At 65.8% G+C, this 24357-nt stretch carries 19 protein-coding genes and 1 pseudogene; 5 read left to right on the top strand and 15 right to left on the bottom strand.

Going from position 1 to position 24357, the window contains the following annotated elements; genetic code table 11:
- Nucleotides 1-336: 336 nt before the first annotated feature.
- Entirely contained in the window at nucleotides 337-1737 is a 1401-nt protein-coding gene (locus GD1_RS16005) for an alanine--tRNA ligase-related protein (protein WP_244882792.1), read from the bottom strand.
- 408 nt (nucleotides 1738-2145) lie between these two features.
- Here GD1_RS16005 and GD1_RS16000 point away from each other — a divergent pair, with 408 nt between their 5' ends.
- Nucleotides 2146-4353 carry a bifunctional lysylphosphatidylglycerol flippase/synthetase MprF gene (locus tag GD1_RS16000; RefSeq protein WP_083534271.1) on the top strand — a complete coding sequence of 736 codons (2208 nt, stop codon included), beginning with the start codon at nucleotides 2146-2148 and terminating at the stop codon, nucleotides 4351-4353.
- Nucleotides 4354-4412: 59 nt separating this feature from the next.
- Here GD1_RS16000 and GD1_RS15995 read toward each other — a convergent pair whose 3' ends face one another.
- Nucleotides 4413-5444, bottom strand: a complete 1032-nt coding sequence (locus GD1_RS15995; RefSeq protein ID WP_157079513.1) for a hypothetical protein — start codon at nucleotides 5442-5444, stop codon at nucleotides 4413-4415.
- 413 nt (nucleotides 5445-5857) lie between these two features.
- A complete protein-coding gene (locus GD1_RS15990) occupies nucleotides 5858-6502 on the bottom strand; it encodes a trimeric intracellular cation channel family protein (RefSeq protein WP_202926654.1) in 645 nt (214 codons plus the stop codon).
- Nucleotides 6503-6612: 110 nt separating this feature from the next.
- Between GD1_RS15990 and GD1_RS24365 the strand changes: the two genes are divergently transcribed.
- A complete protein-coding gene (locus tag GD1_RS24365) occupies nucleotides 6613-7611 on the top strand; it encodes a PrsW family intramembrane metalloprotease (RefSeq protein WP_238403481.1) in 999 nt (332 codons plus the stop codon).
- A gap of 31 nt (nucleotides 7612-7642) precedes the next feature.
- Here the strand turns inward: GD1_RS24365 and GD1_RS15980 are convergent.
- The 9 genes and pseudogenes from GD1_RS15980 to GD1_RS15940 all read right to left on the bottom strand — a co-directional run.
- Nucleotides 7643-8398 (bottom strand): annotated as a pseudogene (locus GD1_RS15980) (DUF2254 domain-containing protein); the annotation flags it as partial.
- An 8-nt stretch (nucleotides 8399-8406) separates the two neighbouring features.
- Nucleotides 8407-9636 carry a cation:proton antiporter gene (locus GD1_RS15975; protein WP_059038185.1) on the bottom strand — a complete coding sequence of 410 codons (1230 nt, stop codon included), beginning with the start codon at nucleotides 9634-9636 and terminating at the stop codon, nucleotides 8407-8409.
- 89 nt (nucleotides 9637-9725) lie between these two features.
- Entirely contained in the window at nucleotides 9726-10586 is an 861-nt protein-coding gene (locus tag GD1_RS15970; RefSeq protein WP_202926667.1) for an SGNH/GDSL hydrolase family protein, read from the bottom strand.
- Nucleotides 10587-10645: 59 nt separating this feature from the next.
- Nucleotides 10646-11971: an alpha/beta hydrolase gene (locus tag GD1_RS15965; protein ID WP_244882789.1), complete on the bottom strand. Its 1326-nt coding sequence runs from the start codon at nucleotides 11969-11971 to the stop codon at nucleotides 10646-10648.
- Between the two features lie 303 nt (nucleotides 11972-12274).
- Nucleotides 12275-13789 carry an asparagine synthetase B family protein gene (locus GD1_RS15960; protein ID WP_238403473.1) on the bottom strand — a complete coding sequence of 505 codons (1515 nt, stop codon included), beginning with the start codon at nucleotides 13787-13789 and terminating at the stop codon, nucleotides 12275-12277.
- A gap of 44 nt (nucleotides 13790-13833) precedes the next feature.
- On the bottom strand, nucleotides 13834-14724 hold the full coding sequence (locus tag GD1_RS15955) for a hypothetical protein (RefSeq protein ID WP_059038183.1): 891 nt from the start codon (nucleotides 14722-14724) through the stop codon (nucleotides 13834-13836).
- 429 nt (nucleotides 14725-15153) lie between these two features.
- The gene (locus GD1_RS15950) at nucleotides 15154-16074 is read right to left on the bottom strand and encodes a LysR family transcriptional regulator (protein WP_053776689.1); all 921 of its coding nucleotides are present in this window, start codon (nucleotides 16072-16074) and stop codon (nucleotides 15154-15156) included.
- Between the two features lie 313 nt (nucleotides 16075-16387).
- On the bottom strand, nucleotides 16388-17284 hold the full coding sequence (locus GD1_RS15945; RefSeq protein ID WP_059038181.1) for a LysR family transcriptional regulator: 897 nt from the start codon (nucleotides 17282-17284) through the stop codon (nucleotides 16388-16390).
- 218 nt (nucleotides 17285-17502) lie between these two features.
- The gene (locus tag GD1_RS15940) at nucleotides 17503-18792 is read right to left on the bottom strand and encodes an acyltransferase (protein ID WP_059038179.1); all 1290 of its coding nucleotides are present in this window, start codon (nucleotides 18790-18792) and stop codon (nucleotides 17503-17505) included.
- Between the two features lie 226 nt (nucleotides 18793-19018).
- On the opposite strand from GD1_RS15940, the gene GD1_RS15935 reads away from it, so the two are divergent.
- Nucleotides 19019-20419 (top strand): styrene monooxygenase/indole monooxygenase family protein, encoded by a 1401-nt coding sequence (locus GD1_RS15935; RefSeq protein WP_020791188.1) that lies wholly within the window; start codon nucleotides 19019-19021, stop codon nucleotides 20417-20419.
- 13 nt (nucleotides 20420-20432) lie between these two features.
- On the opposite strand, the gene GD1_RS15930 is transcribed toward GD1_RS15935, so the two are convergent.
- Nucleotides 20433-21452 carry an alpha/beta hydrolase gene (locus tag GD1_RS15930; protein WP_053776688.1) on the bottom strand — a complete coding sequence of 340 codons (1020 nt, stop codon included), beginning with the start codon at nucleotides 21450-21452 and terminating at the stop codon, nucleotides 20433-20435.
- A 105-nt stretch (nucleotides 21453-21557) separates the two neighbouring features.
- On the opposite strand from GD1_RS15930, the gene GD1_RS15925 reads away from it, so the two are divergent.
- Nucleotides 21558-22490 (top strand): oxidoreductase, encoded by a 933-nt coding sequence (locus GD1_RS15925; protein ID WP_053776687.1) that lies wholly within the window; start codon nucleotides 21558-21560, stop codon nucleotides 22488-22490.
- Nucleotides 22491-22510: 20 nt separating this feature from the next.
- Here GD1_RS15925 and GD1_RS15920 read toward each other — a convergent pair whose 3' ends face one another.
- The gene (locus tag GD1_RS15920) at nucleotides 22511-23152 is read right to left on the bottom strand and encodes a class I SAM-dependent methyltransferase (RefSeq protein ID WP_020794059.1); all 642 of its coding nucleotides are present in this window, start codon (nucleotides 23150-23152) and stop codon (nucleotides 22511-22513) included.
- A 3-nt stretch (nucleotides 23153-23155) separates the two neighbouring features.
- Nucleotides 23156-23692, bottom strand: a complete 537-nt coding sequence (locus GD1_RS15915) for a carboxymuconolactone decarboxylase family protein (RefSeq protein WP_020794060.1) — start codon at nucleotides 23690-23692, stop codon at nucleotides 23156-23158.
- A 25-nt stretch (nucleotides 23693-23717) separates the two neighbouring features.
- On the opposite strand from GD1_RS15915, the gene GD1_RS15910 reads away from it, so the two are divergent.
- Nucleotides 23718-24185: a MaoC family dehydratase gene (locus GD1_RS15910; protein ID WP_020794062.1), complete on the top strand. Its 468-nt coding sequence runs from the start codon at nucleotides 23718-23720 to the stop codon at nucleotides 24183-24185.
- Nucleotides 24186-24357: the final 172 nt, after the last annotated feature.

The following is a 24357-nucleotide window of genomic DNA, read 5'->3' as shown; positions in this document are numbered from 1 at the left end:
TATGCCGCACCGGCGAGAGAGGTGAGCCGGGCGATGGGCGACCACTCGGATTCCGGCGGCATCACCGATGGGATGAATGCATCTCACCTTCGCCCTGCCCGCGGGAGCGCTCGACGCAGGCGGTTGCTCCGCCGACGATGCACCTGCGGAGTCCGCCGGCGCGAGCCCACCGAGTAGTGCGAATCGTTCACGTCCGTCCGGCCGATGAGTTCGTCGGCGGGACGACCACGGCTGCCGCCGTTGTGGTGACAGGCCTCAGCCGACGATGGGGAGCGAAAGTTGCCGTCGTCGACGGCATTGCGTACCAACACTGTGAAAGTACGAGTGGAAGGCCCGTCAGCTGACGCCGAGCTTGCTCCCGGCCTGGGAGCGCTCGCGCTGTTGCAGGGTGCATTCGTCGAACTCGGTGCGCCAGTTGTCGGTGACGGTCAGACCGCGTGCGAAGGCCTCTTCGACGGCCAGTTCGACGGGGAATCCGTACCGGTCGTAGAGGGTGTAGAAGTCCTCGCCGGTGAGCGGGCGGTTCTCCTTGCCCAGACGCCGCAGCTCCCGCAGGCCCTTTCCCAGGGTGCGTCGGAAGGAGCGTTCCTCCTTGGCCAGGGTCGCGAGGATGTCGTCGCCGGCCGCGGCGATGTCCGGGTACGCGTCGGCGTAGATGTCGATGACGACGCGCGCGACCTCACCGATCGCGGAGTCGGGCAGTTCGAGTCCGTGGGCAAACCGGATCGCGCGGCGGATCAAGCGCCGCAGCACGTAGCCGTGCTCCTTGCCGGCCGGTTTCACCCCGTCGCCGATGACGAACACCGCGCCTCGGATGTGGTCGGCGATGATCCGCATGGCATGCGTGTTCTCGTCGTAGGTCCGACCGGAGAGGGTCTCCAACCTCTCGATCAGAGGCCACAGCGTGGACACCCGATAGACATCGGGGCTGTCGATGGAGGCTGCGGCGATGCGCTCCAGACCACCGCCGAAATCGACGTTGCGCCTGCCGAGTTCGCGCAAACCGGATTCCGTGCGGGTGAACTGCATGAACACCGAGTTGCCGATCTCCAGGAACTGTCCGCCGTCGGAGTTCGGGTGGCTGTGGCGCCCGAACGCGGTGTCGTGCTCGACCTGGGGGAAGTAGTAGAACACCTCGGTATCGGGGCCGCCGGGATCGCCGATGGGCATCGTGTCCGGGCCGCCTCCGCGTGACCACCAGTTCTTGTCGCGGTAGAAGCAGATGTGGGCTCCGTGATGACCCTCGTCGTCACCGCGTTGTTCGGTGTCGAGCACGACGCGGTCGGCTGAAACCCCTGCAGCGGTGAACAATTCGGTCCAGATGTCGGCGCTGTCGGTGTCCCGGGGAATGCCGAGCGCCTCGTCGCCGGAGTAGACGCTCACGTAGAGTCGGTTCGGATCGAGGCCGACGATCTCGACGAGGAACTCCCAGAGCATGCGGATCTGCTCGTCCTTGAAGTATCCGCCGAGGCTCCAGTTGCCGAGCATCTCGAAGAACGTGGTGTGACGGTTGTCGCCGACCTCGTCGATGTCCTGTGAACGCAGGCAGGGCTGGACGTCGGCGAGGACGTCTCCCTGCGGATGATCGGCGCCGAGCAGGTAGGGCACCAGGGGCTGCATCCCGCTGCCGGTGAAGAGGGTCGTCGAGTCGTCTCGGAGCACGAGTGGTGCCCGATCCACGATCTTGTGGCCACGGGCTGCGACGAGATCGAGAAAGCCTCGACGAATCTCCTCCACGTTCAACAGAATGAGCTCCTTTGTCGGCGATGAATTCGTCGATTATCCGAGGTGATCGATTGTCGTATCGGGGGATGGCGGATATCTATCTGTTCGACACCCCCATGGTGGCCCTGGCCGTCATTGAGTTGAGTGGACCATCGAGTTGGGTCGACCATTGCGTCGGGTTGACGAAATCAGGTCTCTGTCAATGGAACCAGGTTGGTGGAGGACATACGAATCGAACGTATCGAAGGCACCCCAACCGGCGCATCCCCCTCGACCCTGAACGGGTGATAGTCAGCCTACGATGTGTCGACAATTCTCGGCAAGGCCATTTGCTCAACAGTATGTGTAGGGTTCACAACCCGGTGTTGTCACTGTTTGTGGAGATCGATCTCGGCAAATGATGAATTAATATCGATTTCCATGACCGAAGTTTCAGGAGTGGCCGAGGGTGACACGCCGGGAGATGCGGGCCGTGTCGCGACACGGGCGTCGGTGACCGACGCCGACGAGACATTCCGATCCGGCGCCGTCGCACAGTCGCTGTCCCGGCTCGGACGCCACGCTCGCGACATCGCGGCGCACGCGCCGGTGGCGATCACCCTGAGTGGGGTCCTCCTCGTCGTCGGGCTCATCACCGGAACGTTGTGGGCCGGCACCGAGGGCAAGAGCTGGTTCACCGACATCGCCTACGGCGTCCCGGCTCTGCGTGAGGGACGATGGTGGACTCCGTTGAGCGGCATGCTGTTCGGGCTGACGCCGGCTCAGCTGGTGAGCATCGTCGTGCTTCTGCTGATCGTGGGGTCGTGGGCGGAGTGGCGTCTCGGCAGCGTCCGCACACTCATCGTGATGATCGTCGGTCAGCTCGCCGGGATTCTGGTGACGTGCCTGTTCGCCTGGGGATTGAGCGCGGACGTCATCGGCGGGATCGGTTGGGGCTGGCCGACGCATCTGGCGACGGTGCGCGACGTCGGCATGACCACTGCCGTGGTCGCCGCGGCCACCGCGGCCACGGCCACGCTCCGCTCACCGTGGCGGCTGCGAGCACGGCTTGTGCTCACTGCGTACGTATCGCTGTCGATTCTGTTCGAGGGCACCTTCGCCGATGTGAGTCACCTCGTTGCCTTCGCGATCATGTTGGTGGCCGGCGAGCGATTGTTCAGTACCGGCGAACGCGGATTCGCTCCGCGAACCCGCCGCGAGGTCCGACTGCTGAGCTTCGCCGGTCTGATCGTGATTGCCGGCTCTTCGATTCTCGTGTGGTTCTTCCCCGGGTCGGGCCCGCTCGGGCCCACCGATTCCGGCGACTCGTCCGTCTGGGCCATGTGGGTTCACGTCGCGGTGATCGCGGTCGTCGCCATGGCATTGCGGCGTGGGCGCCGATGGGCGTGGTGGGTGACGGTGGTCTTCGGTTCACTCAACGTCGTCGCCGTCGTGCTCGCGGTGACCCTGGCGGCGGTCGCCGACTATGCGCCCGAAGGCGGTGTCACGCTGGGCACCTCACTGTTGTGGCTCGCCGAGGTCGGCATCCTCGTCAGTGGGCGGTTCGCCTTCACCGTCCGTGGCCGCAGCCGTATCTCCGACGGTCCCGGGGTCGATGCGGTCAAGCAACTACTGCACACCTACGGCGGCGGGACCATGTCGTGGATGACGACCTGGGACAACAACCAGTATCTGTTCGACGCCCCCGGCGACCCGAGTTCCGTGGTCACCTATCAGCGGCGCGCGGGTGTCCTTCTCGCTCTGGCGGATCCGGTGTGTGCACCAGACCAGGTCGCGGAGACCACGCGGGCATTCACCCGGTTCGCCGAAAGCAGCGGCCTGGTGCCCTGCTGGTTCTCCATCGGTACCCAGACCGCGTCGATCGCACGCGAGATGGGCTGGCGCACAGTTCAGATAGCCGAGGACTCGATCGTCGACCTGCCGGACCTGCAGTACAAGGGCAAGAGCTGGCAGCATGTGCGATCGGCGCTCAACAAGGCGAAGAAGGAGCAGATCACCCATCGCCTCACCCATCTGGCCGACGAGTCCTTCGCGATGCGGGCGCAGGTCCAGGCGATCTCCGAGGAATGGGTCGGCGACAAGGGGCTGCCCGAGATGGGATTCACCCTGGGTGGGGTCGATGAGGCCCTGGATCCGGAGGTCCGGGTCTCGCTGGCCGTCGACGCCGACGGAAGCATCCACGGTGTGCTGTCGTGGCTCCCGGTCTACGGCCCCGAGAACACCATTCGCGGATGGACTCTGGATGTGATGCGACGCCGCACCGACGGTTTCGGCCCGGTCATCGAGTTCCTCCTGGGTTCGGCGTTCATGGAGTTCAAGGGCGAGGGCGCCCAGTTCGCCTCCCTGTCCGGCGCGCCATTGGCGTCGTCGGACGATTCCGGTGACCGCACCGCGACCGACAGACTGCTCGACATGCTGGGCGCGGCGATGGAGCCGTTCTACGGGTTCCGGTCTCTCCATGCGTTCAAGAAGAAGTTCGGCCCGCGCTATGAGGGCGTGTACCTCGCCTACCGCGATGAAGGCGATCTGCCGCGTATCGGCGTGGCGATCTCGCGCGCATATCTTCCCGACGCGACCCCGGGGCAGCTCGCACGTCTGGCGATGAGCCGCGACGGCGGCGGTCACTAGTCGTTCGGCCACTGGTCATTCGGGATGGCGCGAGCCGTCCCGATGCGGTTCACCTGCGGTCAGAGTCTGGCCTCGGCGGCTCTGGCCTCGGCGTTCTCGGCGGCGCGAAGGCCGCCGAGTTCATCGGAGATCACTGCGATGGTCACGATGCCCATCGCGATGCTCGCCAGTGCGGCGAAGCCGAATTGTGCGAAGTCGGTGACACCGCCGATCAGGGTGAATGCGATCGCCGCCGTCCGGAGGAGCCGCAAGGGCCATTCGGCTTGTGGTGGTCGGCGCCGTGAGCGTCGCCGCGCGATCATCGCGAATCCCGACACCACGAAGGTCGTCGCACCGAGAACCACATAGGTCAGATTCGACACATGGACGAGTCCCGCGGTGTCGTCTGTGATCCCGAACAGGACTTCCGAAGGGCGCCAGGGGATGTCGAGCGCCGACGTCACGGCGACGTGGAGCGATACGGCGACCATCAGCCACCCGAAGATCGTCGTCCACACCGGAGAGTGCACCAGGGTCGGTGTGTGCGCGCGGAGTCGACGGGTGACCGCATGGACGCGATCGGGTGCGGATTCGCATACTGCGAGCATGTCGGTGACGGCCTGCACCGACCGTGGATCGACTCCCTTGGCGTGTGCTGTCTGCAGGAGATTCTCGGCATCCGCGCGCCGTCGCGGAGTGAGTCCGCTGGTCACGCCCTGCGCGGCGATCATCGCCGCGTTGGCGAGGGATTCGTGCGGGGTCGGCCGGCGTGCGATACGGACGATGTTTCCGCCGAGAATGATCACGAGAACGGTGATGTAGATGATGTCGGCGCTGGGGTGATAGAAGTAGTCGTTGGTCTTCGTCACGAATTTGCCGACCTCGTCGACGAACAACCCGAAACCGATGCCGCCGATGATCACGCTGGTGGTGCGGACACGGAATCCGATGAACAGCCATTGGATGGTCAGGGCGACGGTCATCAGCGCTCCGCCGTACAGCGCGTGCGCGATATGCAGTGACCCGCTACCGATCTGCGGGTATCCGGTGATCTCGAGGTAGGCGCGCGTGACCATGATGGTGATCGTCGCCGCGATGATGAAGAGTGTCACCCATGTGACGCCACCTGCGGAGCGCACGAAGTTGTGTGGTGCCCACGCCTGTCGACCGACTGCATCGAGTCGGTCGACAGTGGTGTTCTGCACGGGGTATGCCCAATCTGTTCGTGACGGGCCCACGACGTACCACCACGGCCCAGCGGGTGGAAATTCAGTGGAGGACATACGAATCGAACGTATCGAAGGCACCCCATCCGGCGCATCCCCCTTGGTGAAGCGCTTTCCATGCTAACTCGACGACGGGCCCGGTGGCAATCGGATGCTCCCACAACTCTTCTGACAATCGACAAGCATTGCTTGTCGTCCCCTGTCGGCGCCGTGGGTGGGATGTCGCTGTGGATGGGATGCCGCTGTGGGTGGGACGGTGGTGGGGACAGGCAACGCCGCATCTGTAGTCGGCCTGGCCGTCACGTCAGGTGTGGAACCTGCCAGTCGAGGAGCACTGCGAGAGTGCGTAATCCGAATGTGGCCACGAAGCCGGACCACAGGGCCACCGCCGGCCGCCCGAGGTACGTGAGGGTCACCGCGACGACCAATGCACCCGCCAACGCCGCTGTGCCATAAACGCTCTGGGACAAGACATAGGGTGTCCTCCCGAGTAGGACATCACGGATGATTCCTCCGCCGGTGGCGCTGATGCCGCCGATCACGGTTGTCACCACGATGCTGCACCCCATGCCGAACGCCTTCTCCGCGCCGGCGATCGCGACGAATGCCAAGGCGGCCGCGTCGCACAGCGCGAGGGCCGTCGCCGGGACGGCGTCGGCCAGTCCGACGAGCACGAATGCGACCGTGGCGCCGGTGAGTGCGGCGACGACGCGCGACGAGGACCTCAGAGATGCCGGTGGCAGAAAGCCGAGCAGGACGTCGCGCAGGATTCCGCCACCGAGGCCGACGATGAACCCCACGACGAGGATTCCGAGGATGTCGAGATCGGTCTGGGCGGCTGCGGCAGCCCCCTCGAAACCGAACAATGCGGTCGCGACGAGGTCGACGGCGGTGAATGTCCGCCCGCTCAGTTGCGAGCGATTGCCGCTGTCAGGCGTCGCCACGACCACTTCTCGACCGGTCCGGCGCGTAGCGCACATTGCTCTACCTACTTTGCGGCATCGTCGATGGGTGTGGGGAGGTCGCCGCGATGATAGTCGACGATCCGACGGTGATGCTCGGGATACAACCACGACGTGTGGGCCCTCAGATAATCGTGTCGAGTGACCTGCTTGCGGACCCGCACTCAGATGTCCTAGCGTCAACGTTGCGTCACCACAAGGGGATTCGCCGAATGTCGCACACGATGTCGCCCACCGTAGGAGGGAGTCGTATGTCGACGAACCAGCAGTCTCCGATGCCCGGTCGGGATGGGGCGCACCACCCCGGCCCCCGCCCGTATCGGCCCCGGAAGTGGTACGACTGGGCCTTTCTCATCGCGGCGGCACTCGGGCTCCTGTTTTTCGGCATCGGCGAGATGACAGACATCGTCGACGATCCCGGCGCCGGTGGGGTCGCGCTGATCGCCGCACTGATCGAGATCGCGATCTTCGCTCTGATCGTACGTTTCCTCATGCCGGTCGACCGGTTTCCCCGCACCCGCATCGACATCGTCTCCGCGGTGATCTGGGGCGGTCTCATCGCGGCCGGGATCGCCGGGAACCTCAACAGCCTGGGCACGGGAACGCTGATCGCGCCGTTCAGCGAGGAACTCACCAAAGTCGTCGGAGTACTGGTCGTGTTGGGGTACAGCGCGATCGTGGTCACCCCGGCGGGTGGTTTCGTCATCGGCTTTGTCATCGGAGCATCGTTCGAGGTCGTCGAGAACATCGGTTACATCACGGGAGCGGACACCAATGGTGGGGATGCGGTGTCGACGGCCCTCGCCCGAACCTGGATCGGTTTTGCGCTGCATCCGATGTGGGTTGCGGTGACCGGAGCCGCCCTCGCCTACGCCCTCACGCAGCGGTCCACTCGGGGGTGGCTGGCCTTCGCGGGCGCGGTGATCGGCGCGGTGATACTCCACGGAGTGTGGGACAACGTCGCCATCCCGGTTGTTCTTGCCCTCGTGTACGTGGTGATCGTCGTGACCGTCGTCGTGGTGGGGTTCCGGGTCCGGCGCGGCCCAGCGGCTCCGGCGACGCTGCTGCGCCGGCCCGTGCTCGATACGTGAGAATCGGTACGGGAGGGCCGGACTATCCGTCGAATCGTCCGGCAAGCGCCTCCTGGACCCGAACCTTCATCTGTGCCACCGGCTTTCGGTAACGGACTTCTCGATGTCGTGAGCGCTCCATCGCCGACGGTCGGTGGACGTAGCGGCGCCGGGCCCACGGTGAGTCGGGGCGCGCCAGGCGCACACTCCCGACGATCAGCAAGGGGACGAAGAACATCCCCAGCAGACCTGTCCAGATCTTGCCCTTGAGTAGCGTGACGACGGCCAACGAGTATTGGATCGCCAGTACGACGATGCCGATCGTGATGCCGAGCCATCGACTTTCGCCGTCAGAGCTGCTGAAGTCGTTGCCGTCCAGGCCGATCGGATGAATGCCCAACACGAACATCACGGTGATCGCGAAGGCGACGAAGATCGCGTCGATGCTGGTGCGACCTTCAGCCGACCAGTAGACATCGCGCAGGTGCAGGACGAGTGCGAACTCGTCGAGGACCAGCGCCGAGCCGATCCCGAATCCCGACGCGAAGACGCAGTTGAGAACCGGGGTGTGATAGCTGGCCACGGCGATGAACCCGAAGCCGGACACCAGCATCGCGATGAGCCCGAACACGACATGGTGGATGTGGACAGTTCCGGTGGTGATGTTGCCGGGCCACCAGCGCACCTCGGCGCGGATCATCCGGGTACTGAACCGGATGAACAAGAACGTGAGAGCGAAGGCGACCATCATCATGAACAGCGGTAGTCGGCCGGTGGCGACGATGGTGTCGGAGAACGTATGGGTCATCGTGGAACTCATTCCAGGTCGGAGGATCTCGGAGTCGGGGAGGACTTTTCGACTCGGCCCAACCACCACGCGGTGAGGCCGTAGGCCACGACGCTGAACAACACGGTGGTGACCACGGTGTACAGGGCGACGGAGGCGTCGCCGATATCGGAATCGGCGAGCTTGGTCCAGGCGAGCAGGCCGAAGACGATCGAGGCCGTTCCGCGGGGACCGATCGCGGCGACCATCAGTCGCTCTCGGAAGTTGAATCGAGAGCGGGTCAGGGACAGGGTGACCGGTACGATCCGGAGCACGGTGAGTGCGGCGATCGCGAGCAGCGGGATACCGAATCCGGGCCATCCGATCTCGAACAGGTAGCACACCGCGACACCGAACATGAGCCAGACGACGATGTTGGCGAGCGTCGCGATGTCCTCGACGAGCACGAGTCCGGCAGTCTGACGTCGTCGCGATTGCGTCGCCTGATACGCGAGGCCGCAGACGAATGCTGCGACGAAGCCGTTGCCGTGGAACATCGTTGCTGCTGCATAGGCGAGGACTGCGGCCATCACCACCGTCATACCGAGGGCACGGTTGTCGGTGAGTCCCCGGCGCAGTGCGGCATTCGTCGACACCGCGGTGACCGCGCCGCAGACGAGGCCGACCGCGACGGCCACACCGGTGGCGGCGAGGGCCTCGCCGATCGACTCGAGAAGGGAGGCCTCGTCATCCTGGGCGAGGGCGAGGGTGAGGCCGAACACGAATATCGGCGCGACGATGCCGTCGTTGTATCCGCTCTCGACATTCAGCAGATGGCGCACACGTTGGGGAAGTACCCGGGACCGAAGCAGATGGCCCGCCGGGGACAAGTCGGTGGGCATCACCGCGCAGGCGATGAGCACCAGCACGGCGACGGAGTTCGTCGGGAGCAAGAAGAGCCCGAGGATCACCGCGCCACCGACCGACAAGGGCAGCGCGATGAAGAGCAGACGGAGCGCGGCCCCGCGGTCATGGCCGAGAAAGCCCCCGCGGACCTCGGTCGCGTCGACGAACAGCAAGAGCGCGAGGATGATCTCGACACCACGCTCGACTGCCGAACTGTCGAGGAGTTCGCTCATGTCCGGCCGGTACAGCAGCCCGGCCACGATCCCTGTGGCCAGCATGATCACCGCCGGCGAGATGCGATGCGCGTCCAGCGCGCCCGCCACGAGCGTCCATCCGATCCCCGACAGTAGGCCGATGATCAAGATCTGTGTCACCGCAATACCTTTCGTTGGTCATGAGGAGCAGTCGTCGTCAGACATGAGCTCAGGAGGAACGAACGACGCCCGTGGCCGCCGCCGTCGGCTCAGCCGGCCCGGCCCACGGTCTCGGCGACCAATCGGGCGATGGCCGACTTACCCTCGGGGTTCTGGTGGTACGGGGAAGGGCCGTGATATCCGTACAGCCACGGCTGTGGCGAACACACCCCGTGCGCGCGACCCGCCCGAGAGGCCTCGACCACGTGGGCGTCGACCTGTGATGCCGCGTCGGCGAGTGCTTCGGTGATGTGGTCGAGTACCACCGAGACCTCGGCGATCTGCTCGTAGGTCAGAGGCAATGCAGCGCAGCCGAAGTCGCCACGAACCGCCAGCGGTGGGTAGTCGACCACGACGACCGTCGCATTCGGTGCGCGGTCGGAGATCTCGGTGACGACCCGGGTCAACGAGTCCGACAGTGCCTCGAGGTCGTCGGCGGTGGGGAGCGGCGGCGCCAGTGGATCGCATCTCCTGGTGTTGGGGACGGCGCCCGCGGCGGCGCAACTCCAGGCCATTGCCCGTCGCATGTAGTCGATGTTGTTTCCTCCCACGGTCAGGGTGACGAGCGCGGTGTCGACGGTCACGGCATCGATCTGTGGCGCGTCGGCCGCACCCGGTTGTGCCCGCTGCAGGATGTCGGTGGTGGTCGCGCCCGAACAGCTCACATCCACCAGATTCATCCTCAGCAAGCCGGCGACCTGGTGCGGATAGTTGTCGTCCGACCTCCCGCACCGCCGATCGGTGAGGCTGCCTTCTGGCCCGGACGCGTAGGAACTCCCCAAGGCCACATAGCGCTTGGGAGTCGCGTGAGGTGACAGGGATGCGTGAGGTGACAGGGACGTCCGGTCGGGGGACGGGCCTTCTGGGCCCGGTGCGGGTGAGGCGCACGCGGTGAGGGCGACGGCGATCATCACGAGGCAGAGATGCCATCGTCGGAGGCCGCGCCACGGTGGAGTGCTCATCGTCGGAGTCATCCTTGTCGGTCGAGTCCCAATCTGGCTCCGAGCCAGGGCAACTGGGCGCGAAGGCCGCGTGACCACACGGTGAACGAGTGTCCTCCGGGAACGGTGGAGAAACGGACGTCCATGCCGGCAGACTTCGCGAGCGAGAAGATGGATTCCAGTCCTGTCCGGTACTCGTGGTCGTCGGCCCCCACCACAAAGGCACCCGCCACCCCGGGGAATCGCTCGCGACGAAGGATGTCGGCTGGATTGACGGCCGCGAACCGCGCGGAATCGCCGTGGAATGCCGCGGCAACGGTCTCCTGGCGGCTGCCGAGTGTGGGCTCGATCTGGCCGGACATGTCGATGAAGGTGGGATACATGAGGGGGAAGTTGGTGGTCAGCTGCAGTGCGCACGTACCGCCGTAAGAGAGGCCACCGACGGCCCATCGGGTGCGGTCCGAGTCGACCTGCAGTGCCCGGGCTGCCCAGGCCGCGACGTCGGTGGTGAGATAGGTGGCCACATTCCCCAATGCCGAATCCATGCAGAGTGGGTTCGCCAGTTCCGACCCCGTGGCGTCAGCCATGATCACCACCGGCGTCAGCCCGTTGTGGCTGGCCGCATACGCATCCATCGTCTGGACCAGTTGTCCGCCGGTGAGCCAGTCCACGGGCGCTCCCGGCTGACCGGCGAGCAGGACGAGGACCGGCAGGATCGGACGCGGCTGGGCGAAGTATGCGGGAGGCAGATAGACCTTTGCGGGTCTGGCATCGAAATGCGAGGTCGCGCCTGGTATCTCGGCCTCGCCGACGCTTCCACCGGTGGGTAGGTCGGAGGGCTTGCGCCACTGGTCGAGCGGCACCGTGGAGGTGTGTGCGATGTCCGCGAGATCCACGGTGGGGTAGTCCCGGAGGTCGAGCGCGACACGGAGCGTGGGATATTCGCCGAAATGACTGTTGACGTGGGCGGCCACCGCCAGCGCCACCACTGCAGCGGTCAGCACACTGAGTACCCGCACCGTGACACCGGTGCCGATGGTCAGTCGGCGAATGGCCGCGACGAGGCCGAAGATCGCCACCGAGATCCAGACATAGACCTGATCGGGGATCGGATCGGCGAACGGCTTCCAGATGGAGTTCACATACCACCTGATGAGCAGGGTGCTCCCGAGTGCGACGGCGAGCGATATCGCAGCGGTCACCAGGGAAGCCATCCACGAGCGTGATACGACGAGCCAGATCACGGCGACGATCGCGAGGGCGGTGAGTGTCCAGAGAATCCAGCCGTCGGTGATGGAGGCGTCGAGAAGGGCGTTCATCGGTTCGTCGATTCCGAACGAATGGTGCGGCTCCATCGAGAATCCGCCGTGAGTCGACGCCGAGGGAAGTTCCAGAGCTGCACTGGTGCAGGCGATGTCGACTCCGCGGCGTCGGAGGTGTCAGCGGTCGTCATGAGGTCATGGTAGAGGCGGAACGATGATGAGATCGGCGACGATTCGCGAGGTGGCAGGTGATCTTGTTGTGTACAAGAACGTTGCGTCGATTCACAATTACTTGTGTTTCCGTGGCTATTGCACCTCGACGGGTGGGTGTGGTTCACCTCGATATCGACCCCGGAGAGGGCGAGAATCCGGCGGTCGCGGATCGCGAACTCCCGGCTACACCTTCTTGGCCACTCGGCGAGCGAGGTTCCACCGCAATGCTCCGACAAGATCCTTGCCCTTTTCGAAGAACGTGTGGTCGTCCAGCAGCATGTCGTCGGCCAGCGCCTGCCGGAGGTCGTTGCCCGACACGGCCAGTGCCGCATCGAAGTCACGGCGCAGCGGTCCATGGGCGCCATATCCACAGCGCCGGTATTCGGCTGCGATCCATGGCTTGAAGAGGCGAATGCGATCGTGGAGGCCCGACGAGTACGACAACCCGTGCTTGGGGCGGTTGATCACGTAGTCGGGCAGCGCGTCGTCGAATGCACGACGCAGCACCCACTTTTCCTGCCCATCTCGCGTCTTCATCGACATGGGCAGGCGGAGGGCGGTCTCGACCACACGCTCGTCGAGGAACGGTACCCGTGCCTCCACCGTGGCGGACATGCTCGCCCGGTCGACTCGCTGTAGTTCGGTGCGTGACAGTCCGTGGAGTTTGTGCAGGAACAGATCCCGCCGTTGGTCTTCCGGAATGGTCTGATACATCGGGTAACCGCCGAACAGCTCGTCGGAACAGTCGCCGCCGACGGCGATCCGGATCCCGTCCTCGGCGATGGCGGTGAACAGCACTGCCGAGATCACCGCGTTGATGATGTCGCCGTACTCGGTGAGCTCGGAGAACCGGACCGCATCCATCACCGCGGACCGACCGATGTCGGACGGTCGCACCTCGATCACCCGGTGCGGGATGCCGATGTCGCGGGCGAGGCGGGTGGCATGGTCGATGTCGGGGCTGTCGGGGGTTCCGATCGTGTAGGCCACACATGTGGAGTGTTGCTGAGCAGCAAGGGATGCCACGATCGAGGAATCGAGACCGCCGGAGAGGATGATGGCGATCGGCAGGTCGGTCCGGACACGCGAGTGCACTGCGGACGTCACCGCGGAGCGGACAGCGCCGACGGCCTCGTCGACGGAAGTGAACTCGTGACCGCCGGCGGTGTGGAGCGCCTCGTCGAGATCGTAGTAGCGGCGTAGCGAGGCGCCGTTCTCGGCCGATATCCAGCCGTGGTGTCCGGGCGGAACCTCCATGATCGGTGCGTCGATGGTGACGAGCGCCTTGATCTCGGATGCCACCGAGACCAAGCCGTCGGCGATCGCGTAGTAGAGAGGCTTCACGCCCAGCCGATCGCGTGCGACGTAGACCGACCCGTTGAGTTCTGCGGCGAAGGCGAACTCTCCGGAGAGGTGCATGACCGCGTCGTCGGTCCACGTGATCAGGCTCAGGGCGACGAGTTCGGTGTCGGACTCGGTCGTCGGAGTGTGGCCGTGCTCGGCGAGCTCGGCTCTGATCTCGTCAGGATTGTAGATCTCGCCGTTGTAGCACAACGTGTAACGCTTGTTCGGACCGAATCGCCACGGTTGGATGGCATGCTCGCGGTCGACGATGGGGAGTCGGCGGGTGGCCGCTGCGAGATCGTGCCGTGTCCAGCGTTCGGTGACGGTGCCGCGTGACTCGATCGAAGAGATCATCGCGTCGAGAGTGCGCTCCTCCCACCCGACGCCGACGATCATCGCTATTCCGCACATGGTTCGCCTTTCACCGTTCTTCTCATCCGGGGGTTGAGGCAGATGTGCCACGCCTGTCCCTCGTCGATGACATTGATCTCCGCCGCATCGGCACGATCGAGGAGAACCGCGGCGAGAGCGTCACCGAAGCCGAGTCGGGTCATCCAGTCCATCTCGATGTCGGCAGCCCATCCGAGGCAATGCGCGCTGCCGGATGCGGCGGTGTAGCCGGAGCCTCGCATCTCGTCCTGGTAGGCGACGCTGCGGACCAGGCTGTTGACCCACGGACGCGGGGCATTCGGGGCGCGGTGTGCGAGGTCGTCGGCGATCGCGTTGAGCACAGCGATCACCTCCGGACGGCCGTACGGCAGCCGCATGCCGATCGTCCTTGGCGAGTGCCGGGGGCGCAGTCGTCGATCGAGCGCACGGACTCCACGTCGTGGGAGGTCGAAAACCTGTGTGCGGAAGTCGAACCGAAGCTCGCCACGTGACCTGGCCTGGCGCAGATCGATCAGTCCGGCATCGGTGGTGACCTCGATGTCGGTCCGGAAGGGACGGGTACCCGCCCACCACACCGCATCGAGGGTCGACAGGAGGCGGACCTTCAGCAGGGCGGGAACGTCACGCGCCGATGACAACCCGTTGGGGCGAAAGGTCATTGCCGAGTGGATCAGGTCGGTGGTGAACTGCTCCCGACCATCGGCGTCCCCGAGGTGATGATCGAGCACCGCAGAAATCGCCGGGGTGTCGAGACCTCGCCGGATCACACCGCCGAGATCCTGCACCGGGCACGTCGCCGCCTGCGTGGCCAGCATGTCGACCGCACGTCGGAATGTCGCCACGGTCAGCGGGCTTGTCAGCTCGGATTCGAGTCTTTCCGAACTCTCGGAATATGTCATCGGGTCAGATTCCTCGGAGGGGGTTCCGGCATGTCGTCGGCAACGTAGTCCATACATACTCCCCATCGGGGGTGAGTTGCGAGCGCAACGCGCCGTCGGTGAATTCCAGCGCGAATACCTTGTCGGACTCGGGTCGGGCGACCGAAAAGAATACTGCGGCACGCGGGATCGCGCCAGGGTCACCATCAATTGTTGCGGTCACACAAGAACTGCTTGTGTATTGTGGATTGCTCATTGTTGCGTCATTGTGGCGGGGGATCTTTGATCGGTCGGATCAGCGGTCCGAACGGATCGGGTGCCTCGACAGTCGGAGGCCGACGATCTGACTTCTGACGGGCCACGGCGGGTATCACCGTGGCTATCGCGATGGCCACGACAGCTCCGGAAACACGATGACGTCGGGGAAGATCTCGTCTGCGGGCCACGTGATCACTTGCCGAACAGCGCATCGCGAACCGGTGAGGGGGATCCGTGCGGGAGCCATATTGCCTGGAGTGGGATCTTGGGTGCGTCCTGGAACTCGATCACCCGGACCCGCCCGCCGAAGACATCGCCGGCCGGGTCGGTCACGAAGGCACATGCGGAATCGCTTGTGGCGACGGCGGTACTCGGCGGTGTTCCCTGGATGGGGTTGACGAGCAGCGAAGGCTCGAAGCCCTCTCGGTGGCACAGCGACACCACGAAATCGGTGTAGAACGACTGGTTTTCGGGACCCCAGACGATGATGGGGTAGTCGGCGAGGTCTGCGGTGACCACGACCTTTCGGTGGGCGAGTGGATGATGCACCGACACCGCGAGACGAAGTGTGTGGTAGGTGGCGACCGTGGATTCGAGGTCGAGTGAGTGATCGATCGCCCGTCGGAGCGCGACATCGATGGCACCCGAGTGGAGTTCATCCCGAATTCGATCGGGATAGACCTGGGTGACCTTGAACGGCTGGGCCGACATCTGCGACAGGAGTGGCTCGATGAGCTGGTAGACCTCTTCACCGGATACCGCGGGTGTATGGCCGATCACGAACGGTCGGGGCGTTTCCTCGATCGCGCGGTGCACCGCTTCGACGGTCTGCTGACCGCCGGCGAGAAGTGCCGGGGCACGACGGTACAGTTCGCGGCCCGCGTGATTTGGCAAAAGTGTTCGACCCGATCGGGAGAAGAGATCGACCCCGAGATCGGATTCGAGCTGTCGTAGTGATGCGGAGAGCCCTTGCTGGGTCATGAACAGTTGTGTTGCCGCAATTCGGAGATTGGGTGCCTCCACGGCGGTGACGAACTGATGGACTCTGCGTAGATCGAGGAAACGTGGTGCAGGTCCGCCCCATTCGGTTCGCTCGGACGGCTGATCCGTCACCCTTGCTCCTCCTGTTCAGAATCTGGTCGGTCTTCGCCCGCGTAGTGTGACGACACTCGTTGTCAGCGTTCTTTGTGGTCGTCAATTCATGCGCACGACGTACTAAACATCGATTCCACCGGACGCGCCAACAAGCGGTGTTTGACGAATATCAACCGATGATGTGAGCGACAGGCCCAGTGCGGTGCCCGTGGACCTCGGGCCATGCATGTCGCTGACGAATGGGGGCTTCGATCACCTCGATTCGAGACGGATGAATCACGGAAGAGTGGTCACGGCGAAACAGATCGTTGTCGATACGACGGGGGTCGGGTCAGGCGCCGAGGAATGCACGTCGAACCGGTGACGTGGTGTCGCCCGACCAGACGGCATGCAGTGGGATCTGTGGTGCCTGCCGAAGATCGAGTACCAGGACGCGCCCACCGAAGGTGTGGCCGGGCGGTTCTGTGACGAAGGCGCATGCGGTGGTGTCGGCAGCGACAGCGGCGCTCAGCGGGAATCCGTCGATCGGGTTCATGAGCAGCGTCGGTTCGAAGCCCTGCCGGCGGCACCACGACACCAGGAAGTCGGTGTGGCGCGACGTGTGGTCGGGCTCCGAGACGATCAGCGGGAATTCCGCCAGATCAGTGGTGTCCACGACCTTCCGAGTCGCGAGCGGATGGCCGACGGAGACCACCACGCGCAGGGTGTGGTGTCCGACCACAGTGGATTCGAGATCGGATGTGGCGTCGACCGCCCGCTGCAGTGCGAGATCGAGGGAACCGGAACGAAGTTCGTCGCGGACCTGGTCGGGGTGAATTCGGATGACCTTGAACCGCTGAAGGGGCATGCGTGCCGACGCCGGGCCGATGTGCCCGTACGCCTCTTCTCCGGAGACCTCCGAGGTGTGTCCGATCACGAAAGGGACTGTGGCCGCATGAGTCGCCGAAAGTAGCGCGTCGACGGTCAGTCGGCCGCCGGCGAGGAGTGCCGATGCACGGTGGTACAGGACGCGGCCGGCCTGGTTCATCTGGAGTGAGCGCCCGGAGCGGGTGAAGAGCTCGACGCCGAGATCGGTCTCGAGCCGGCGCAGGGATGACGACAGTCCCTGCTGCGTCATCGACAGCTCGGCCGCTGCCACCCTCAGGGTGGGAGCCTCGACCGCGGCGACGAAGTGATGAAGCCTGCGGAGATCGACGAGCAGCGGGATCTCGCGATCTCGTGAAGACATCCGGCGGGGCACAACAGGTACTGAACATCGAATGCTGCAGTGGTGCCAAACAGATAGCAGTTGTCGATCGACAAGAACAGATGGAGTCCACTGGTCGGCGACGGGTGTCGCCGACGACGATCAGGAATCGTGTCCCGGGGAGCCGTGACGGGTCGGCCTGGTTCCGATCCCGTTCACGGAGTCGGACAGCGTCCGCGAGAAGCGGATCGGTGTCGGCGTCAGGCGGAGATCCGCTCGCCCCGTTCGGTCTGCTCGGCACGTTCGGTCCGGCCCCGACGCCACTGACGCACGCGGCGTCCGGCGTCGATCGGCAGGCGTGGCCGTCCGGTCAGATACAGCGACCCGGGCAGATGCCGCAGGATCTCCACGAGCAGCAACGACCCGGCCAGGGTGGCGAGGTAGACCGTGATCGTGCCCCACGGCTGTCCGAGGGCGGCCAGGATCGTCGGCTGGCCGTCGGTCTTGGGATAGAGGATGAAGAACAGCACCAGGACGTGGACCAGGAACACCCCGAACGACCGGTTGGAGGCGAAGGCCACCGCGCGGGCGAACCGGGGCGTGAAGTCGCGCCAGTTCTGCGCCCAGTACAGGGCCGCCGCGTACAGACAGGTCACCGCGACCACCAGGAACGGCAGCAGCGTCGGCTGGAAGGCGGCCGCGGCGTAGATCGGCCGCTGGCCGTCGCTCCACACCCGCCACAGATACGTCCCGACCGCCAGCGCGCCGGTGCCCACGAGTGCGGTCGCCAGCCACCAGAACTTGCCCGACAGCCAGGCGGTGATCTCCTCGCGATGCACCGCGGCGACGGCGCCGAACAGGATGAAGAACTGATACGGCACGAAGGTGGCGTAGTAGTGCCACCAGTACTCGGCGAATCCGGCCGGGGGCTGCCAGTGCGTGATGGTGACGAAGGTCGCGAACTGCGCCACCACGCTCACCGCCATGAGCAGCCGGTGATGGCCGGCGGTGGCCCGGACCAGCCACAGCACCAGCGGGAACAGCAGATAGATCTGCAGCATCACGAACAGGAAGTACATCTGGAACCCGGACAGGCCCCACATCGCGAGTTTGCCGAACTCGTCGAGACTCGACGGCACCTCGGTCAGCCGGCCGTGCGCCCACATGTCCTCGATCACCCAGTAGATCAGTGACCAGGCCAGATACGGGAAGATGACCAGCTTGATCCGGCGGCGCCAGAACGACCACGCCGAGAAGTCGGACTTGTCGAAGTTCTGGTACATGAGCACGAAGCCGCTGAGTGCGAAGAACGTGTTGCGGGTGAAGTGCAACAACAGTGACGTGCTGTTGACCCCGACGCTGTCCCACTCGTCGGTGGTCTGGGTGAGGCAGTGGACGAAGATCACCAGGGAGAAGGTGGTGGCCCGGATCAGGTCGAGATGGTGGAGGTAGGCCTTGCGGGCGCGTCCGGTGGACTTCGACCGGCCCTTGTCCTGCTCGTCGGTGTGCTGCGCGCCGGCGTCGGTCGCGCGCGATAGAACTGTCGACATACTCCGTCTCTCGAATGGCTCGGTACAGGCCGGAGCCGCAACGACCCACTCAACCCCGTGATCAATCCGTGATCTGGTCAGCCTAACAGCGCCACCTGAGCGCTTGCTGGGACGGATCTGTCAATCCGTGTCAGGCGCTGACCGGCCGGTATCGGCGCCGTCGCCGATCCGATTGCCATGAACGTAATCCTGTCGCGGTCGACAGGGACCCGGCACGCTGGCCCGCATGACTGAGATCACAGGCAGTGACACCACTGCGAATGCCAAGAAGACGGTCGCCATCGTGGGGGCGGGACTGGCCGGGACGAGCGCGGCACTGGGCTTCGCCGACGCCGGATTCGACGTCACCCTCTACAGCGACCGTGACCGTGCATCGCTGCGCGACAAGGTGCCGCCCACCGGGGTGGGTGTGCTGTTCGGGGCGTCCCGCGAATGGGATGCGCAGATCATCGAAGACCTCTACGAGGTCGGCAACACCACCGGGATCAGCGTGCGCCTGCACGCCGGGGAGGGCGACGAGCGTGCCGACGTGCTCGCCTTCAACCCCGACTACGGCTATGTGGCGCAGGCGGTGGATCTGCGGCTGCGCGCCGACGACCGGCTCGGCCGGTTCCTCGACCGTGGGGGCCGCTTCGAGGTGGGCCACGTCGACGTCGCAGCCCTCGACCGGATCGCCGCCGAGCACGATCTCACCCTGGTGGCCACCGGCAAGGGCGGGCTGTCGGGGGTGTTCGAGGTGGACGCCGAGCGCACCAAGTACGACGCCCCGCAGCGACGTCTGCTGCAGGTGACCCTCGAGGGCGTCGACCACGGTCCCGACACCTTCGCCTACCGCTCCCGCGAGGGCGGCGGGCATGCACTGTTCAACCTCGACAGCGACAACGGTGAGATCTTCGTCGGACCGTTCCTGCACAAGGACGCCGGCGCCACCTGGTCGATCATCGTCTTCGCCAAGCCGGACGGCGCCTGGGCGCCGCTGATCGACGGCGTCGTCGACGTGCACTCGGCGCGGCAGGCCGTGGTGGACATCTTCGAGGGGTTCTTCCCGCACGACGCCCCGGTGATCTCGGCGCTGCAGGTGATCGAGTCCGACCCGTACGCCTGGCTCACCGGTGCGGTCACCCCGACCGTCCGCAAGGCCGTCGGGCAGACCGCGGGCGGGCATGTCGTCGGCGCGATCGGCGACACCGCGATCTCGGTCGACCCGGTCGCCGGCCAAGGTGCACAGAACACGCTGGTCCAGATCGCCGAACTGGTCGCCGCCGCCCGTGACCGTCTCGCCGCCGACCCGAACGCCGGCTTTGGCGCCGACTGGCTGGCCGAGGAGTTCGAAAAGCACTGGGAGCGCCGTGGACTGGCGTCCACCGAGGTGACCCGTCTGTACCTGGGCGACCCCGACTACGCGACCCACCTGGAACTGTCGTTCCCGGCCGCAGCGGTCAACACCGACGTCGCGTCGGCGCTGTTCGGGCTGTTGTCCGACCCGAATCCGTTGCTGTCGTTGAAGACTCGCGACGACGTCGTCGGATTCATCACCGCCGTCGCCGGTGAACCCGCCGACGACGTGCTGGCCCGATTCGCCCCGGCCGGACAGTTCAGTTCCGCCCCGCGTCCGGTGGGGGTCTGAGCCCGGGATCCGGTCAGCCGGCCGGGGTACCGGCCGCCTGGACGATCTCGTCGACGAGGACCCCGAAGGTCGACGACCGCGGGTCGACGATCGATGAATGTGTCTGTCCGGCAAGCAGAACGAGACGTGCGTGGCCGCCGACCGCCTGGTCGGCGGCCACGTAGCGTTCGGCCAGCTCCGGACGCACCACCTGGTCCCGGGTGCCGGTGACGACCACGATCGGGATGGTCGGGTCGATGTTCTCGATGGGGTCGACCGACGCATAGCGGGACGGCACCTGGCCGGGGGTGCCGCCCAGCACCCGGATCACCGCATGGTCGCCGAGGGCCACCGCACGCCGCAGGTCCAACGGCCCGGCCAGGGAGAACACCCGGGATGGACGGAACCGTGGACCGGAGCCCACCTCGCCCGGGGCGAGGTGGGCTCGTGTGGCCGCCCACACGGCCAGCTGCGCGCCCGCCGAGTGCCCGACCACCACCGCATGCGAGGCGTCGACCTGCCGGTACCGGGCCGCGACGGCGGGCACGTGGTCCATCGCGGCGCCGACGTCGGTGAACGTGGTCGGCCAGCCGCCGCCCTTGCCGACCCGCCGGTACTCGACGTTGAGGACGGCGAGCCCACGCTCGGCGAGGATGCGGGAGAAACCGGAGAAGGTGGATGCCCCGATCCGGGACTGCCAGCCGCCGCCGTGCAGCAGGATCACCAGGGGGAAACGAACCGGTCGCGTCGACGGGCCGGGCGGCGGGGTGAGGTCGGGGAGATAGAGATCCATCCAGTTCTGGTGCGGATCGGGGTGCCCGCCGGGAACCGGATATCGCAGATGTTCGACGGTGACCCCGGTGGCCGTGTCGGCGGATCGGGTGTGCACGGGACGGATCGGGACGACCTCGGTGTGCGCGGCCCGGGGTGGATCGACCGACGGTCGGATGTCGGGCTGCACCGGCGGTGCCGACGCGCAGCCCGCCACGACCACCAGAGCCCCGAGCATCGCCGACATCCACCGGTGCAGGCGGGGATGCGGCGGTCGGAGCACCTGACCAGTGTGCCCGCGTGATCGCCACCATGTACCGACTCCGGGCGGTCGGCCGCCGCCGATGTGGTACCAAGATGCGACGAATCGCCCATAGGAGCTCGCCACATGCCGAAGCAGCGCTGGACACCGGCCGACGCGCCGTCGCAACGCGGACGGGTCGCCGTCGTCACCGGGGCCAACTCCGGGATCGGTCTCGAGACCGCCCGCCAGCTCGCCGGCCTGGGTGCGCGGGTCGTCCTGGCATGCCGCAACCCCGACGCCGCGGCCCGCGCCCGCGACGACATCGCCGCCACCGTCACCGGCGCCCAGCTGGAGATCGTGCGACTGGATCTGTCGGATCTGTCGTCGGTCCGTGAGTGCGCCGACGAACTGCTCGCCGAACATCCCTCCATCGACCTGCTGATCAACAACGCGGGACTGATGCGCCAGCGCCGTGAACTCACCGCCGACGGCTTCGAGATGGACTTCGGGACCAACTTCCTCGGGCACTTCGCGCTGACCGGCCGACTGCTCCCGTTGCTGACCGCGGCCGAGGCCGGTCGCATCGTGACCGTCGGGTCCAAGGTGTACAAGGCCGGGGTGATCGACTTCGACGACCTCACCATGGAACGCGGGTTCTCCACCGCGCGTGCCTATTCGAGGGCCAAGCTGGCCGAACTGGTCTTCGCCGTCGAACTGCAGCGCCGGCTCGAGCGACGGCCGGGCCGATCCCCGATCTCGGTTGCCGCCCATCCCGGTGCCACCCAGTCCGGGGTGATGCGCGATCAGGCGGTCCTCGGCTGGCTGTTCACCACGCCGTCGCTGCGCTGGATTCGCCGGACCTTCATCATGGAGGCCCCCGACGGTGCGGCCGTCACGCTGCGCGCCGCCACCGACCCGGCCGTCCTCGGCGGCCAGTACTACGGTCCGCACGGCGTCTTCGGGTTCAGCGGTCCGCCCGCACAAGAGGTGCTGACCGAGAAGGCCACCGACCCGGTCCTGGGTGAAAAACTCTGGGGGACCGCAGAAAAACTCACCGGGGTGAGCTACGAGCTGTAGGCCGCGGCCGGACCGGGCGGTCAGTCGGGTTTGCTACCCAGCACGTACTGCCCCTCGCCGATCAGGGACTGCTCGACATGGCGAACACCGTTGCGGTGCAGTCGATCGATGATCTCGTCGACACCGAAGATGCGGAAACCGCCGATCCGGGCGAACAACCCGACGCCGGGGATCGACGACACCGGACCGGCCGCCGAGGTGAACACGACGATCTCGGCGCCCGGTGCGGCGACGCGGACCATCTCGTCGAGTACCGGCAGCGGATCGGGGATCAGGTACAGCGCCGCGAGACAGAGCGTCTGGTCGAAGGTGTTGTCGGGGAACGGGAGTACATGCGCATCGGCCCGGAGGTAGGCCGCGCGGGGTGAGCGGTTGGTGGCCAGTGCGGTGCGCAGCATCGCCGACGAGAAGTCCACACCGATCACCCGGCCGTCACCGGTGAGACCGTCGGCGATCTGGCCGGTGTAGTTGCCGGGGCCGCACGCGACGTCGAGCACCAGCCGCTCACCCGGCCGGGACAGATAGGCGCGCAACGCCTTGTCGTAGTCGGCGGTCTCGGTGCTGCCGTGACTGAACGCGCGGGTGAACACCGGGCGCCAGATGTCCTGATAGATCCGCGAGAACAGCGGATTGCCCATCAGCCTCGACGCCGGCGTCGACACGGTTCAGACCCGGGTGTCGGGCTGCACGCGCAGGGTGTGCAGGGTGGTGGCGAGTGAGTCGTACTGACCGACCAGGAGGACAAAGGCGATCGTGTGGCGCTCGTCGAGATGCCGGCGGAGCGCGGCCCAGGCGAGCTCGGAGATGTCCTTGTCGGCGACCAGTTCGTCGACCGCCCGCAGGATCGCCCGCTCACGGTCGCCCCAACCGGCGTCGGGGCCGGCCAGGATGCGTTCGATCTCGTCGCCGGACAGCCCGGCACGTTTGCCGAGCCGACGATGATGATCGAGCTCGTACTCCGACCCCCGCAGGTGTGCGACCCGGATGATGACCATCTCGGAGTCCTTGCGCGACAGCGTGCCGAAGGGCATCTGCCGGGCCGAGAAGTACAGCCAGGCGCGGAAGAGGCCGCGGCTGCGGCCGAGTGTGCTGAAGATGTGGGCGTTCTGCACACCGATGGCCTTGGCCGCCACCGTCGCGAAGGCCCAGTTGATCGGACCGAGTTCGCGGAGGCCACCGGGAGGGATCCGAGGCGTCGTCATGGGGCCACGGTAGACTACGGCGACTATGACGACCATCACTCCGCGTACGTTCAGCAGTGTCGAATCACTCAAGGCGGTCATCGGCGAGGATCTCGGTTCCGGTGAGTGGCTCGAGATCACCCAGGACCGCGTCAACGCCTTCGCCGACGCCACCGGTGACCACCAGTGGATCCACGTCGACCCGGAGCGTGCCAAGAGCGGCCCGTTCGGGGCGCCGATCGCCCACGGGTTCCTGACGCTGTCCCTGCTCCCGGTGCTCGCCGGCTCGATCTTCACCGTCGAGGGACCCAAACTCGTCATCAACTACGGCATGAACAAGGTGCGTTTCCCCAACCCCGTCCCGGTGGGCTCGCGGATTCGCGCCAATGCCGTGATCACCGAGATCGAGGAAACCCCCAAGGGTGTGACCATGGTGGTGCGTAACACCGTCGAGATCGAGGGCGTCGACAAGCCCGCATGCGTCGCCGAGAACGTCCGGGTGATGGTCTACTGATCGGTCCTCGACCGGATCTGTCGGGATCTCTGCTGGTCGCGTCGACGACGTCGGCCGCCGGAGATTTCGACTCGAGTCCTCGCTTCGCTCGGTCTCGGCTCAATCATCGTAGGGGGTCGACGTTGGGTATCGGTTCGATCATCAATAGTCAGTTGACTACTGGGTCAGTGTA

The organism is Gordonia desulfuricans NBRC 100010 (assembly GCF_001485495.1).
Taxonomy (GTDB): Bacteria; Actinomycetota; Actinomycetes; order Mycobacteriales; family Mycobacteriaceae; genus Gordonia; species Gordonia desulfuricans.
This window is presented reverse-complemented; position numbering and strand designations above follow the sequence as displayed.

What these genes read in the sequence shown, in the direction of transcription:
- GD1_RS16000 (WP_083534271.1), top strand. Translation starts at nt 2,146, where the DNA reads ATGACCGAAGTTTCAGGAGTGGCCGAGGGTGACACGCCGGGAGATGCG.
- GD1_RS24365 (WP_238403481.1), top strand. Translation starts at nt 6,613, where the DNA reads ATGCTCGGGATACAACCACGACGTGTGGGCCCTCAGATAATCGTGTCG.
- GD1_RS15970 (WP_202926667.1), bottom strand. Translation starts at nt 10,586, where the DNA reads ATGATCGCCGTCGCCCTCACCGCGTGCGCCTCACCCGCACCGGGCCCA.
- GD1_RS15965 (WP_244882789.1), bottom strand. Translation starts at nt 11,971, where the DNA reads ATGGAGCCGCACCATTCGTTCGGAATCGACGAACCGATGAACGCCCTT.
- GD1_RS15960 (WP_238403473.1), bottom strand. Translation starts at nt 13,789, where the DNA reads ATGATCTCTTCGATCGAGTCACGCGGCACCGTCACCGAACGCTGGACA.
- GD1_RS15955 (WP_059038183.1), bottom strand. Translation starts at nt 14,724, where the DNA reads ATGACATATTCCGAGAGTTCGGAAAGACTCGAATCCGAGCTGACAAGC.
- GD1_RS15945 (WP_059038181.1), bottom strand. Translation starts at nt 17,284, where the DNA reads ATGTCTTCACGAGATCGCGAGATCCCGCTGCTCGTCGATCTCCGCAGG.
- GD1_RS15940 (WP_059038179.1), bottom strand. Translation starts at nt 18,792, where the DNA reads ATGTCGACAGTTCTATCGCGCGCGACCGACGCCGGCGCGCAGCACACC.
- GD1_RS15935 (WP_020791188.1), top strand. Translation starts at nt 19,019, where the DNA reads ATGACTGAGATCACAGGCAGTGACACCACTGCGAATGCCAAGAAGACG.
- GD1_RS15925 (WP_053776687.1), top strand. Translation starts at nt 21,558, where the DNA reads ATGCCGAAGCAGCGCTGGACACCGGCCGACGCGCCGTCGCAACGCGGA.
- GD1_RS15915 (WP_020794060.1), bottom strand. Translation starts at nt 23,692, where the DNA reads ATGACGACGCCTCGGATCCCTCCCGGTGGCCTCCGCGAACTCGGTCCG.
- GD1_RS15910 (WP_020794062.1), top strand. Translation starts at nt 23,718, where the DNA reads ATGACGACCATCACTCCGCGTACGTTCAGCAGTGTCGAATCACTCAAG.